Here is a 14,806-nt window from a genome sequence, read left to right as displayed (position 1 = left end):
AACGGGAATCCCGAGGGCACGATGTGGCAGGGCCACGTATCGTGAGAGCTCGCGGACCGTACGCAGCCACAATGGGCCGGTAATCGACCGGAATTGGCGTGTTGTGCGGGGCCGGGGGCCATGGTCCGGGGGTACAGCGCGCTGTGGGGAGGCGTCGTGGACGAGTATGCGGGCCGGGTGCTCGCCGACCGCTTTCGGCTGCCGCTGCCCGCCGACGACGGCTACGACCTGATCGAGACGCGCGCCTTCGACACCTACAGCGGGCAGGAAGTACTGGTCCGCCAGGTCCCGTTGCCCGAGATCGTCGATGCCGAGGTGCTCGACGGCGACGACGCGTACGGGACGCCCGACGCGTACATGCGCGGTGCTCCCGGCAGCGGTTACGGGGCCGCCCCCGGTTACGGGCGGACCACGCGCCGGCCCACCGATCCGGATGTGCGCAGGGCCGTCGAGGCGGCCCAGGCGGCCGCCCAGATCCCCGACCACCCCCGCCTCGACCAGGTCTTCGACGTCTTCGCGCAGGACGGCTCGCTGTGGATCGTCAGCGAACTGATAGCGGCCCGGCCGCTGTCCGCGCTGCTCGCCGAGCGGCCGATGAACCCCTTTCGCGCGGCGGAGGTCGCCTCCGATGTGCTGACCGCGCTCGCGGTGCTGCACGCGCACGGCTGGACGCATCGCAACATCACGGCGCGCACGGTGTTGATATGCGATGACGGCCGGGTCGTGCTGACCGGCCTCGCGGCGGGCGCCGCGGAGGAGGCGCTGTGCGGGTACGCCCCGGTGCCGTTCCCGCAGGACGGCAACGGCTTCGGCGAAGCCCCGCCGCCCCCTCCCGCGCCGGCGGCACCGGACGGGCTCAACGAGCGCTCCCCGTACGCCCCTTCACCGGAACCGGCCGAGCCGACCGAACCGACCGAACCGACCGAGCCGACCGAGCCGGCCGAATCACCCGGGGCCCCCGCCCCGCAGCCGCCCGGCATGTCCGTACCGCCGGGCGCCGCCGCGCGGGCCGGGGTCGTCGCCGCGTACCGTGCGGGCGCCAGGGCCGCGGCACGCACCGGCGCGGACGCCGCCCTCCCGGCCCGGCGTCCCGACCCGGAGGCCGCCCAGTCCGCCCAGGGCGACCGGGCTGCCCAAGGTGACCGGGTCGACCAGGCCGACCCGGGCGTGTACGACCCCGTACGGGGCGTGCGGGTGCCGCGCGGGGCCGTCGCGAGCCCGTACGCCGACGAGGAGGGGCCCGACTCAGGCCGTACGCGCCGCCAGTACGACCCGGTGACCGGCCGCTGGGTCCCGCGTCCCGCACCCGGGCAGCCCGAAACCCGCCCGGGGGCCCCGCGTCAGATCACCTCCGGCCGGCCCGAGGACCGAGCGGAAGCCTCACGTCAGGCCGTCCCCGAGCAGGGCCGGCCCCGTGCGGGGGGCTCCGCCCGCGACAACTCCCGTCACCAGCAAGGGGGTTCGGGACCCGCGGCCGGCTCGCCCGCGCCCAGGACACCCGCCCTGCCTCCCGGCTTCCGGGCCGATGCCTTCCGGGCCGACTCGCAGCGCCGGCCGCACCCCGGCGCGCCGCCGGCCGCCCCCGCCCGCGAACGCGGGTCCGTGCCGGAACACCGCCCGGCCGACCCGGCCGGTGCCCCCTACCGCGGCCCCGCCAACCGGCTCGCCGCCGAGCGGGCCCGGCACACCCGGATCGCGGTGGTCGGCGCGGTCACCGAGCGCTGGGCGCCCGAACAGGCCGGGCCCATACACGAGAACTGGCGGCTCGCCCCGCCGATCGGCCCCGCCACCGACCTCTGGGCGCTCGGGGCCCTGCTGTTCCGTGCGGTCCAGGGGCACGCCCCCTATCCGGAGGACAGCGCGGCCGAGCTCGTCCAGATGGTCTGCGGAGAGCCGCCCGCGTTCGCCGAGGAATGCGGACCGCTGCGGCCGGTCGTGGAGTCGCTGCTGCGTCAGGACCCCACCGAACGGCCCGAGTTCGAGGAACTGCGCGGCTGGCTGCGCTCCCTGGTGCGCTCCGCGCCGGAGCCGGACGCGGGCACCCGCATCACTCCGCTGATAGTTCCCGACGCCAAGAAGCTGCCCATCGTGCGCCGCCGGGGCGAACTGGTGCGCCGCAGACGGCGGTCGGCCACCGTGGCGGCCGCCCCGGCCGCCGAGCACGGGCGCCACCGGCACCGTCCGGCGGCTCCGCAGCGCGGCCGACCCCGTTCGCTGGGGCGGCTGTTGCTCGTCCTGGTCCTGCTGCTGCTCGCCGGGGCGATCGCCTACGCGGTGCTGCTCATGCCCCGGAACGACACCGCCCAGAACACCGGCAGCGCCAACCCGCCCCGCCCGAGCGGGCAGCAGAGCCCCGGTGCGCAGCCCGGCGGCGCCTCCGCGCCCACGCCCGGCGGCACCCCGCCCTCCCAGCAGACGCAGACCACCGGCCCCGGCGGCCCGAGCCCCACTCCGGCCGCCGGGTACGCCGTGCGCAAGGACGCCGAGGGGTTCCAGGTCGGCGTCGACAAGAGCTGGCAGCGGCAGCCGCTGAACGACGCCGGGCAAGTCCGTTATGTCGGAGGCGACTTCACGCTGATCGTCGTTCCAGGTAGAGATTCGGTGAAGGACAACGGCTCGGACCCGCTGGCCTACCAGGCCGACAAGGAGCGCGAACTCCAGCCGTTCCGGGACTCCAGCTGGTCCACTTCCAGCGGCCTGCGGCGCATCGACGTGGGGCAGCAGTCCATGGCCGAAGGGCAGTTCACCTGGCGTGACAGCAGTGGTCGGCAGGTGTACGTCCGTAATCTCGCCATGATCGTCAATGGCCGGTATCACGTGGTCCAGGTCATCGGGCCCGAGGCGCAGCGTGACAAGGTGACGGAGATCTTCGGGCAGGCGACGGGTGCCTACCGGGCCACCCGCTGACGGTCGGTCACGCTCCGCAGTCGCCTAAATCACCCTGCCTGTGCGGGATTCGGCAGTTTCATGCGGTCCGGTGGCAGGGCCCATGGCCTGATCGCTACGGGACCAAGGGCCCGTATGGTCACGGTTGGGTGCCCCGAGGTTCCCTGGCCGGATTCCGCTCCGTAATCTGGCTTCGAAGGAAAGTCTGGTCGGGCGGGGGACGTGGAAAACACTCACAGCACGAACGGCTCCGGCGCAGGACTGCTGCTGGCCGGGCGCTATCGGCTCGGTGACGCGATAGGCCGCGGCGGCATGGGCAAGGTCTGGCGTGCCCACGACGAGGTCCTGCACCGCACCGTCGCCGTCAAGGAGCTCACCGCCGCTCTGTACGTGGCCGAGGCCGACCGGGCGATCCTGCACGCGCGCACCCAGAAGGAGGCCCGCGCCGCGGCCCGCATCACCCACCCCGGCGTGGTCACCGTGCACGACGTGCTCGACCACGACAACCGGCCCTGGATCGTCATGCAGTACGTCGACGGGCCCTCCCTCGCCGACGCCGTGAAGGCCGCGGACGGCCACCGCATCGACGCCCGCGAAGCCGCCCGCATCGGTCTGCACGTCCTCGGCGCGCTGCGCGCCGCGCACGACGCCGGCGTTCTGCACCGCGATGTGAAGCCCGGCAACGTCCTGATCGCGAGCAACGGGCAGGTATTGCTCACGGACTTCGGGATCGCCGCCATCGAGGGCGACGTCACCATCACCAAGACCGGCGAACTCGTCGGCTCCATCGACTACCTGGCGCCCGAGCGCGTCCAGGGCGCCCACCCGGGGCCCGCCTCCGACCTGTGGTCGCTGGGCGCGACCCTGTACGCCGCGGTGCAGGGCGAGTCGCCGTTCCGCCGGGACTCGCCGATCTCCACCATGCAGGCCGTCGTCGCCGAGGAGCCCCCGGTGCCGGACCGGGCCGGTGCGCTGGCCCCCGTCATCGTCGCGCTGCTCCGCAAGAAGCCGGAAGAGCGCCCCTCGGCCGAGGAGGCCGAGCGGATGTTCCTCGAAGCGATGGAGGGCCGCGCCTCGAAGGCGGCCCAGGCGTACGTGCCGACGCGTCAGCTGTCCGAGCAGGAGCTGCGTTCGGCCGCCGCGTCGGAGACCGGGCCCACCGAGCGGCAGTCGCCCCTGCTCCCGCCCCCGGCCGCCGCCCCGCCGCGGCCCGCGCCGGAGCCCGCCGCCGTCCGCCCGGAGCCGCGCAGGCGCCGCTGGCGGACCGCGGCGCTCGTGGTCGCGCTCGCCGCGGTGGTCGGCGTGGGCGCCGGGTTCGCCGTGATGAAGTACCAGGAGGGGCACGGAAGTTCGGGCTCGGCCGGCGGCGGGAACCAGGCGTCCTCCCGGCCGCCCACCACCCCCGACGCCGGGCACCCGTCGGGCGGCGGTGACAGCTCGGTCCCGGCCGGCTGGCAGCGCGTCAATGACCCGGTCGGCTTCAGCCTCCTCGTACCCAAGGGCTGGAAGCGCCAGTTGGACGGCAACGAGATCGACTACACCCCGGACAACGGGAAGCACCGCGTCCGGATCAGCGTCGACAAGGTGCCCGACTTCGAGAACCCGTACATGCACATGCTCAACATGGAGAAGTCGCTCAAGGACCGGCTGCCCCAGTACAAGCGGGTGACGCTGCACGGCAACAACTTCCGCGACCAGGTGAAGTCCTCCCTTTGGGAGTTCACCTACGTGGAGAAGCAGGACTTCCCGGGCAAGCGGCACGCCATCGACCAGATGTATTACGGGGACGGCGGCAGGCCCGAGTACGCCATCTACATGTCGGGCCCCGAGGAGGACTGGGCGACCACCCGCCAGCAGTTCGACACGGTGCTCCAGGGCTGGCAGCCCCCTTCCCCGACCACCGGCTGATCCGGCACTCCCAGCCGCGCCGAACGCCGTCGGAGCCGCCCGGGGTGCGGCATGATGGGCCCTGCACGTGTGCGGGGGAGATCGAGGGGGGCCCGGTGCCCACAGCAGAGCAGAATCCGAAAGAACCCCAGGACCGTCAACAGCGCCTCAACTCCCGTCTGGTGGCCGGACGTTATCGGCTCGGTGGGCGGCTCGGGCGGGGCGGAATGGGCACGGTCTGGCGCGCGCACGACGAACTCCTCGGCCGTCATGTCGCCGTCAAGGAACTGCACCCCGACGGCGGCGTGCCCGCGACCGCGGCGCTGCGCGAGGCCCGCGCGGTCGCCCAGATCAAGCACCCGCATGTGATCGTCGTCCACGACGTCGTCCAGGAGCCCGTGCCCGAGGGGCCGCCGGGCGCCCGGCGTTCGTACATCGTGATGGAACTCGTGGACGGCGGCTCCCTCGCCGACCGGCTCGCCTCGGCCGGGCCCGTCGGGGTCCAGGAGGCCGCGCGCATCGGGGTCGCCCTGCTCGGCGCGCTCGCGACCGCGCACGCCAGGGGCGTGCTGCACCGCGACCTCAAGCCCGCCAACGTCCTCATCGAGGAGGGCAGCGGGCGCGTCGTCCTCACGGACTTCGGCATCGCGCAGGTGCCGGGCACCTCGACGATCAGCGAGGAGGGCGCGTTCGTCGGCTCGCCCGAGTACACCGCGCCCGAGCGGATGCAGGGCGCGGGCGCCGGGCCCGCGTCGGACCTGTGGTCGCTCGGCGCGCTGCTGTGCGCGGCCCTGTCCGGTGAATCCCCCTTCCACCGCGACTCGTTGGGCGGTGTCCTGCACGCCGTCGTCCTTGACGAGATCCGTCCGCCCCGGGCCGCGGGACCGCTGCTGCCCGTCGTCCACGGCTTGCTGGAGCGCGACCCCGAGCAGCGGCTCGGCGCGATCGAGGCGGAGTCGCTGTTGCGTACGTTCGCCGCTACGGGCAGCACTCCGAGAGCGCGCTACGTGCCGACCGAGCGGGTCGAGCCGTTGGTGCCCTCGACCGCGGTGGCGCCCCCGGCCGACGCCGCCGTTCCCGCGACGCCGGTCACCTCGCCGAGCCCCGCCCCTCGCCCCTGGCGGGCCCGGAGCGTGCTGGCCGGGGCGGCCCTGGTGATCGTGCTCGCCGGGGCGGGCGCGGCCGTCGCGGTGTTCGCGCTCGGCGGCGGGGGAGGGGGCCACCGCCACGCGGCCGAACGCGCGGCCGAGCGCTCGGCCGCGCAGAGCCCGCCCCCGCCCGCCGCGTCCTGGCGGCCGCCACCGCCACCGCCCCCGCGCCAGGCTCCGCCGCCGGTGCCCGCCGGATTCCACTTCGTACGCGACCCGGACGGGTTCGGGATCGTGCTGCCCGACGGCTACACCCGCAGCACCGACGCGCAGCGCGTGTTCTACATGTCGCCGGGCGGCACCTTCCGGGTCGGCATCCGGATGCAGAACGCGGTGTCGGGCGGCCCGCTCGGGGTCATGCGCCAGGCCGCCGCCAACGGGGCCACCACCAACCCCGGTTATCGCGACGCCAAGGTCACCGCGACCACCCACCACGGACGCGACGCGGCCCTGTGGGAGTTCACCTGGAACGGCTTCACCAGGGCGGAGGGCCCCCGTCACACCTATGACGTGTCATGGGACGACTTCGGCCGGATGTACGACGTGTGGGTCTCGGCCCCCGTCACCCGCCTCGACGAGGCCAAGCGCACCTTCGACACCGCCCTGGACTCCTTCATGCCGGGTCCCTGATGCCCCTGCCCCGGTCACGGCCGTGCCCGTCTCCCCACCGGGATGCCCCGGTCACGGGTGTGCCCGTCTCCCCACCGGGATGCCCCGGTCACGGTGTGCCGGGGACGGTCTCAAGATCCACGATCTGTCGTCCCAAAGATCTACAACGGCTGAATCCTGACGCCCCGGCCTCCGTAAGTCGCTGATCAGCAGTTATGCAGCCAGTGATCGCTGGCGCGGTTTTCGGGTCACGGAAAAGCCGTTACCGACGGGTACCGAAAGTGTCGCGGCGGGCATACGCTCGGCCCATGACGGACTCGCAGGCCTCGCCCACGACCACCCGCACGCCCGCCGGGACCAACCCGGTCGCCCCGGCACCCGCCGGGGCGCGGACCGCCACCGATGTGGTCACGGGGCAGCTGGTCGCCCAGCTCACCCGGGGTGTGGCCGGGTCCGGACGGACCGCCAACCACACGCCGTTCACGGGTGAGAAGCTGGCCGACCTGCCCGAGTCCACGCCCGAGGACGTCGCCGAGGCCTTCGCGCGCGCCCGCGCGGCGCAGCGCGCCTGGGCCGCGACGCCGGTCCGCGCCCGCGCCGCCGTGCTGCTCCGCTTCCACGATCTGGTTCTCGCCCGGCAGGCCGAGGTGCTCGACCTGATCCAGCTGGAGACCGGCAAGGCGCGGCTGCACGCGCACGAGGAGGTGCAGGCCGTCGCGGTCGCGGCCCGCCACTACGGGCGCAAGGCCCCCGCCTACCTGAAGCCCAGGCGGCACACCGGTGTCGTGCCCACCCTGACCAAGGTCACCGAACTGCGCCAGCCGCGCGGGGTGGTGGGGCAGATCGCGCCCTGGAACTACCCGCTCGAACTGTCGGTGGGCGACGCGCTGCCCGCGTTCGTCTCCGGCAACGCCGTCGTGATGAAGCCCGACACCGAGACCGCGCTCACCGCCCTGTGGGCGCGCAATCTGCTCATCGAGGCGGGCCTGCCGGCCGAGGTCTTCCAGGTCGTGCTCGGCGAAGGGCCGGTCGTCGGCCCCGAGGTCGTCCGGCACGCCGACTACGTGTCCTTCACCGGCTCGACCCGCACCGGGCGCGAGGTCGCCCAGGGCGCGGCGGCCCGACTGGTGGGCGTGTCCCTGGAGTTGGGCGGCAAGAACGCCATGCTCGTGCTGCACGACGCCGACGTGGAGAAGGCGGCCGCGGGCGCGGTCCGCGCCTGCTTCTCCTCGGCCGGCCAGCTCTGCATCTCGATCGAGCGGCTGTACGTTCACGAATCGGTCGCCGACGCCTTCCTCGATCGATTCGCCGCACGGACGAAGGCGATGCGGCTCGGCCGCTCACTCGCGTACGGGGCGGACATGGGCTCCCTGGTCGGCGAGCGCCAGCTGGAGACCGTCACCCGGCACGTCGAGGAGGCCGTCGCCAAGGGCGCCAGGCTCGTCGCGGGCGGTGTGGCCCGCCCCGACATCGGCCCGCTCTTCTACGAGCCCACCATCCTGGACGGCGTCGAGGCGCCGATGGCCGTGTGCACCGAGGAGACCTTCGGGCCGGTCGTCTCCGTCTACCGCTTCAAGGACGAGGACGAGGTGATCGAGCGGGCCAACGCCACCCCGTACGGCCTCAACTCCTCGGTGTGGACGAAGGATTCGAAGCGCGGCCACGAGGTGGCGGCACGGCTCGGCACCGGCACGGTCAACATCAACGAGGGCTATGCCCCCGCCTACGGCAGCGTCCAGTCGCCGATGGGCGGCATGAAGGACTCCGGGCTCGGCCGCCGCCACGGCTCCGAGGGCATCCTCAAGTACACCGAGGCCCAGACCGTCGCCCAGCAGCGCCTCATCCCGCTGGCCCCCTCCTTCGGCATGGACGACGAGAAGTACGCCGCCTTCATGACCCGGAGCCTGAAGGCCATGAAGGCCCTGCGCCTGCGCTAGCCCCCGGTTCGACCGGACCCTTCCGGGAAACACCCCGCCCTCACGACCGCCCCCGTGTACGAGGAGAGCCATGTCCCAGGTACCCCCTGCCCAGAATCCGGACGAGGACGGCGCGTACGACTACGACGTCGTCGTGGTCGGTTCGGGCTTCGGCGGCTCGGTGACGGCGCTGCGGCTCACCGAGAAGGGATATCGGGTGGCCGTCCTGGAGGCGGGCCGCCGGTTCACCCGGGCCACGCTGCCCAAGAACTCCTGGGACATCAAGAACTACCTGTGGGCGCCGAGGCTCGGCCTGTACGGCATCCAGCGCATCCACCTGCTCGGCAACGTGATGGTGCTCGGCGGCGCCGGGGTCGGCGGCGGCTCGCTCAACTACGCCAACACCCTCTACGTGCCGCCGAAGCAGTTCTTCGACGACCCGCAGTGGAAGGACATCACCGACTGGCAGGACGAGCTGGCGCCGTACTACGACCAGGCGCGCCGCATGCTCGGGGTCCGGCTCAACCCGACGATGACGCCCTCCGACGTCCACCTCAAGGCCGCGGCCCAGCGCATGGGCGTCGGCGACACCTTCCACATGGCGCCGGTCGGAGTCTTCTTCGGTGACGGGCAGGATGCTGACGGCACGTCAAAAGCCCTTCCGGGCAAGGCTGTCGACGACCCGTATTTCGGTGGCGCGGGGCCCTCGCGCAAGGCGTGCACCGAGTGCGGCGAGTGCATGACGGGGTGCCGGCACGGTGCGAAGAACACCCTCAACGAGAACTACCTCTACCTCGCCGAGAAGGCGGGCGCGGTGGTCCATCCCATGACGACCGTGGTCTCGGTGACCGACGACTCGCGCGGCGGTCATGCCGTCGCCACCCTGCCCACCGACCGCAAGGACGCCCCGGGCCGGCTGTTCACCGCCCGCCGTGTCGTCATCGCGGCCGGCACCTACGGCACCCAGACCCTGCTCCACCGCATGAAGGCGAGCGGTCAACTCCCCTACATTTCCAAGCGGTTGGGCGAGCTGACCCGTACCAACTCCGAGGCGCTCGTCGGCGCCCAGACCACGGGCCGCCGGTACCGCAGTCGGCACGGCGCGGCGGCGGTCGACTTCACCCGGGGCGTCGCCATCACTTCCTCGATCCATCCGGACGAGAACACCCACATCGAGCCGGTCCGCTACGGCAAGGGTTCGAACGCGATGGGCAGCATGTCGATCCTCCAGGTGCCCTACGGTGTCAACCGGGTGCGCAACTGGCTCGGCAACGCGGCCAAGCACCCGCTGCTCCTCGCGCGTTCGATCAGCAACCACCGCTGGTCCGAGCGAACGATCATCGGCCTGGTCATGCAGTCGCTCGACAATTCGCTCACCACCCATCTGAAGCCGGACGGCGTCGGCAAGGGCCTGCTGACCGCCGAGCAGGGCCACGGCGCCCCCAACCCCAAGCAGATCCGGGCGGCCACCGACGGCGCGACGGCGATCGCCGCCGAGATCAACGGCTTCGCCGGCTCGAACGTGGGCGAGCTGATGGGCACCCCGCTCACCGCGCACTTCCTGGGCGGCTGCCCGATCGGCGACTCGGCCGAGACCGGTGTGATCGACCCGTACCACCGGCTCTACGGACACCCCGGCATCTCGGTCGTGGACGGCGCGGCCGTCTCGGCGAACCTGGGCGTGAACCCGTCCCTGACGATCACGGCACAGGCCGAGCGCGCGATGTCGCTGTGGCCCAACAAGGGCGAGGCCGACCTCCGCCCGGCGCAGGGCGCGGCCTATGTCCGGCTCGCCCCCGTCGAGCCGAAGTCCCCGGCGGTCCCGGCGGAGGCCTTCGGCGCGCTCAAGCTCCCGTTCCTGGGCATGCCGGCGGTCCCGCCGAAGCAAGAGAAGTGAGCCGCGCGGAGATCCCGGGCGAACCGGGCCGTCGGTGATCGCTTGCGCAACGGTCGCGTAAGCAATCGAAAGTCGGCCGGACACGGCAAGAGGCGCTGCACCCCCCTCCGAGTGCAGCGCCTCTCACGTGTGCGGAGACCTGGTGGAGCCCCGTCGGCGGAAACGGAACGCGGGCGGGGCTGTTGGTTCCACATGCATGACCTGTGACTCCTGTGAATGGTTGTCCCGTCTTCACGGAATCCTTATGTGATCCATGCCACTCCTTCCCCGCGGCAACCATCGGCCCGCCCCGCCTGTCGAACCGCTGCCGCGGCGTGTGCCGCCCAGGGCATGTCAAGAGGGGGCATGAGAAGTGAGCGAGAAGCCGCCGGTCTCGAAGGAGTCGTCGGGCGAGGACCCGGTTCCGGACGACGTCTGGGAGCGGTTCATCCGCGACAGTGAGCTGGACATCCGGACGTCGGCGCCCAAGGAGCCTTCGGCGCGGGCCCGGATGGTGACCGACCGGCTGCGCAAGGAGCAGGAGGCGGCCGCGGCCGCCGGGCCGCGCCGCCGTACGGGCAGGCGCGGAGGGAAGGGCAAGGGCCGTCCCGCAGAGCCGGAGGGCTGGCGGACCGGGCCGGCCTGGCAGGAGATGAACGGGCGGGCCGCGCGCAGGCGCCGCATGTGGGGCGTGCTCGGCGTCTTCGTCACCGCGGGCGTCCTGATGGTGGCCCTCAATCCGTCCCGGGCGCTGTCCGTGGTGACCGGCGGCGACGGCTCGGCCGACACCGCCGCCGCCCCGCTCCCGGCGGAGACCGCGGCCCCGACCGGCGCCCCGCCCTCCTTCGACCCGGACCGGCCCACCCTGAAGGAGCCGTTCCGCGGCTCGCCCGCGGCGCAGTACGCGGACGGCGCCGCCGGAATCGAGCTGCCCGACGCCACCGCGCTCGGCGGCCTCTCCAAGGAGCGGGTGGCCGCGGCCCTGGCCGCCACCCGCACCCTTCTGATCGAGTCGAACCTGTCCCCGGCGACCCTGCGCGGCGAGCGCCCGGAGGCCGCGCTCGCCCTCATCGACCCGCTGGACAAGAAAATCCTCGACGATCTCGACACCGGCCTGGTCAAGCCGGACAAGGACCACGATCCGCTGACCCTCTTCTCCCGCTTCGACCCGAAGAAGGTCAGGGTCGTCGGTGACGTGGTCAAGACCCGCGGCCGCATGACGGTCGACAAGGGGTCCGACGGCGGCGTCGTCGTGCACGCCGACTACACCTTCGTCTACCCGGTGGTGAAGGCGGCGCCCGGCTCGACCGAGGTGGCCCGCACGATCGTCCGCCGCGTCCTCGACATCGAGGTCGCCGACCCGTCCGTCGTGCAGTCCACTCCGGGGAAGCTCTGGATCGCCCGGCGCGACGTGGACAGCGGCAATTCGCGGTGCGACATCGACAACGGCTATCTGAACCCCGAGTTCGCCGACGACACCCCCTCCGGCCCGTCCCCGAGCGGCTCCGCCGTCGACCCGTACGACCGCAGCCGGTCCCTGGACGCGGACCGCTCGGGAGCCTGCGGCACGGTCACGCGTACCTGAGCGCCGGCTGACGCACGTGTCTCCTCAACTCCCTCACCCGTCAGGGGAGTTGAGGAATCCGCATACCGCGTCGACCGCCGACGCAGGCGAAGGGCCCCGCGGTTCGGCCCGTACGGGGTGCGTACGAGCGGCCTGCGGGGCCCTGGGCCGTCAGCACCGACGTCAGGGCAGCGTCGGTGCCGCGGGGGGCGGCGCCGGGGGGTGCGCCGCTGGACTGGTGCGCCAGGGTGGCCGACCCGGCGCGTGCGGGGCGCGCGAGTGGTGTCGACCAATGGCAACGGGTGTACGGGGTAGGGGACCTGTCTTTGCATCGTGCTGGATGGGCCGCGCCCGGCGCAACCGTTCGGACCGGATGCGGCCGGTCCCGGGCGTCCCCGGAACCGACCGCCTTTTGGGGTGACCGGGCTGCTGTCCCCTGCCGTCCGGTCACGCACACCGGGGCGAGGTCCCACGACGCACTTGCGATGCGTCACACGCCCCAGCGGAGCCACGCGTGGTTTTTTCGGGCCCGCGCCTGGCTGGCACGGACACCCCACCAACGAAGCCGGGCCGGGCCCGGTCACGGCGCCGTACGGGTGAGGAGCGCCCGAACTCAGATACGGCCCCGGCACAGCTCAAGGAGCGTCATCGCGAGGGCGGTGCCGGGCTTGCCGAGCGCATCGCTGAAGTGGGCCAGGACCTCCATCTCGCGGTTCAGGCTGACCCGGCGGCCGCCGGAGGCGATCCGGGACTCCTGGATGACCGCCGAGACGGCCATGCGTTCCTGGACGAGACCGATGATGCGGTCGTCGAGCGCGTCGATGCGCTCGCGCGCGCCGGTGATCACCGCGGCGGCCTCGTCGGTGCGGGCGCCGGTCTTCTCGGTGACGGAGATGCTCATGGGGGCTCCTCGGGTGGGATGCGGCGCCCCGGATCGGCAAGGACCGGAAACCACTGAGCGCCCCGGGCCTTGTCGGCCCGGGGCGCTCAGTGGAAGTCGCTTGTCAGATGCTCAAGCAGCACGACCATGGCGCCCGGCGGGCCGGGTGCCATAGGTAAAGACGAAGGTCTGGTGCTTGCGCATGCGGACAGTATGGACCGACGCCCGGGAGGCGGGCCAATCCGGGTTCGGATGGTGAGACGAAACCGGACCCCTGCGCCCCGGTAGAATCGACAAAACCGACCCCCTCCCACCGCCGGAAGGCCGCCACCCGTGCCAGCAGCACCCTCCGCAGCCGCGCCCGACAGCAACCCGGACGTCGTCCTGGTTGTCGACTTCGGCGCGCAGTACGCCCAGCTCATCGCCCGCCGCGTCCGCGAGGCCCGGGTCTACAGCGAGATCGTCCCGAGCAGCATGCCCGTGGCCGAGATGCTGGCCAAGAACCCCAAGGCGATCATCCTCTCCGGCGGCCCGTCCTCCGTGTACGCCGAGGGCGCCCCGCGCCTGGACCGCGCGATCTTCGAGGCCGGGGTGCCGGTGTTCGGCATGTGCTACGGCTTCCAGCTGATGGCGACCACGCTCGGCGGCACGGTCGACGACAACGGCGCCCGTGAGTACGGACGCACCCCGCTGACCGTCTCCAAGCAGGGCTCCACCCTCTTCGAGGGCACCCCGGCCGAGCAGTCGGTGTGGATGTCGCACGGCGACGCCTGCTCGGCCGCCCCCGAGGGCTTCACGGTGACGGCCTCCACGGACGTCGTCCCCGTCGCCGCCTTCGAGAACGACGAGAAGAAGCTGTACGGCGTCCAGTACCACCCCGAGGTGCTGCACTCCACGCACGGCCAGCAGATCCTGGAGCACTTCCTCTACCGCGGCGCGGGCATCGAGCCGACGTGGACGACGCACAACGTCGTCGAGGAGCAGGTCGCCCTGATCCGCGAGCAGGTCGGCACCAAGCGTGCGATCTGCGGCCTGTCCGGCGGTGTGGACTCCGCGGTCGCCGCGGCCCTCGTCCAGAAGGCCATCGGCTCCCAGCTGACCTGTGTGTACGTCGACCACGGCCTGATGCGCAAGGGCGAGACCGAGCAGGTCGAGAAGGACTTCGTGGCCGCGACCGGTGCGAACCTGAAGGTCGTCGACGCGCAGGAGCGGTTCCTGAACGCGCTGGCCGGGGTCTCCGACCCCGAGGAGAAGCGCAAGATCATCGGCCGCGAGTTCATCCGCGTCTTCGAGCAGGCCCAGCTGGAGATCCTCCAGGAGGACGGCCCCGAGGTCGCCTTCCTCGTGCAGGGCACCCTGTACCCGGACGTCGTCGAGTCCGGCGGCGGCACCGGCACCGCGAACATCAAGTCGCACCACAACGTGGGCGGCCTGCCCGACGACATCGAGTTCGAGCTCGTCGAGCCGCTGCGCAAGCTGTTCAAGGACGAGGTCCGCATGGTCGGCCAGGAGCTCGGCCTGCCCGACGAGATCGTCCAGCGCCAGCCGTTCCCCGGCCCCGGCCTCGGCATCCGCATCGTCGGCGAGGTCACCAAGGAGCGCCTCGACCTGCTGCGCGAGGCCGACGCGATCGCCCGCGAGGAGCTGACCGCGGCCGGCCTCGACCGCGAGATCTGGCAGTGCCCGGTCGTGCTGCTCGCCGATGTGCGCTCGGTCGGCGTCCAGGGCGACGGCCGCACCTACGGCCACCCGATCGTGCTGCGCCCGGTCTCCTCCGAGGATGCCATGACGGCGGACTGGACGCGGATGCCGTACGACGTGCTCGCGAAGATCTCCACCCGCATCACCAACGAGGTCGCCGACGTCAACCGCGTCGTCCTCGACGTGACGAGCAAGCCGCCGGGCACCATCGAGTGGGAGTAGCCCCCACCGGCTCGGCGAAAGCGACGGCGTCGTCCCCGTACTCCGGGGCGGCGCCGTCGCCGTTGCCACCGACGCCCGCACGACTCTGTTCACCTGCGGTAACGCGAGGTAGCTTCC

General features: G+C 72.5%; 8 protein-coding genes. 7 read left to right on the top strand and 1 reads right to left on the bottom strand.

Annotated elements, in window-relative coordinates; genetic code table 11:
* The first annotated feature begins 156 nt into the window (after positions 1-156).
* From IE267_RS02520 to IE267_RS02495, 6 genes are all read left to right on the top strand, one after another.
* Positions 157-2,907, top strand: coding sequence for a serine/threonine kinase C-terminal domain-containing protein (locus tag IE267_RS02520; RefSeq protein ID WP_189762023.1), 2,751 nt, complete (start codon positions 157-159; stop codon positions 2,905-2,907).
* A 201-nt stretch (positions 2,908-3,108) separates the two neighbouring features.
* A complete protein-coding gene (locus IE267_RS02515; RefSeq protein WP_268251519.1) occupies positions 3,109-4,794 on the top strand; it encodes a serine/threonine-protein kinase in 1,686 nt (561 codons plus the stop codon).
* Between the two features lie 95 nt (positions 4,795-4,889).
* A complete protein-coding gene (locus IE267_RS02510; protein ID WP_506417446.1) occupies positions 4,890-6,551 on the top strand; it encodes a serine/threonine-protein kinase in 1,662 nt (553 codons plus the stop codon).
* 287 nt (positions 6,552-6,838) lie between these two features.
* Entirely contained in the window at positions 6,839-8,467 is a 1,629-nt protein-coding gene (locus IE267_RS02505) for a succinic semialdehyde dehydrogenase (protein WP_189762022.1), read from the top strand.
* Positions 8,468-8,537: 70 nt separating this feature from the next.
* Positions 8,538-10,343 (top strand): GMC family oxidoreductase, encoded by a 1,806-nt coding sequence (locus IE267_RS02500; RefSeq protein WP_189762021.1) that lies wholly within the window; start codon positions 8,538-8,540, stop codon positions 10,341-10,343.
* A 352-nt stretch (positions 10,344-10,695) separates the two neighbouring features.
* On the top strand, positions 10,696-11,907 hold the full coding sequence (locus IE267_RS02495; RefSeq protein ID WP_167157569.1) for a hypothetical protein: 1,212 nt from the start codon (positions 10,696-10,698) through the stop codon (positions 11,905-11,907).
* Between the two features lie 592 nt (positions 11,908-12,499).
* On the opposite strand, the gene IE267_RS02490 is transcribed toward IE267_RS02495, so the two are convergent.
* Positions 12,500-12,787 carry a chorismate mutase gene (locus IE267_RS02490; RefSeq protein ID WP_189762020.1) on the bottom strand — a complete coding sequence of 96 codons (288 nt, stop codon included), beginning with the start codon at positions 12,785-12,787 and terminating at the stop codon, positions 12,500-12,502.
* Between the two features lie 312 nt (positions 12,788-13,099).
* On the opposite strand from IE267_RS02490, the gene guaA reads away from it, so the two are divergent.
* A complete protein-coding gene (gene guaA / locus IE267_RS02485) occupies positions 13,100-14,689 on the top strand; it encodes a glutamine-hydrolyzing GMP synthase (protein ID WP_167157567.1) in 1,590 nt (529 codons plus the stop codon).
* Positions 14,690-14,806: the final 117 nt, after the last annotated feature.

This window comes from Streptomyces xanthochromogenes (genome assembly GCF_014650455.1).
In the GTDB taxonomy this organism is placed as follows: Bacteria; Actinomycetota; Actinomycetes; order Streptomycetales; family Streptomycetaceae; genus Streptomyces; species Streptomyces xanthochromogenes.
This window is presented reverse-complemented; position numbering and strand designations above follow the sequence as displayed.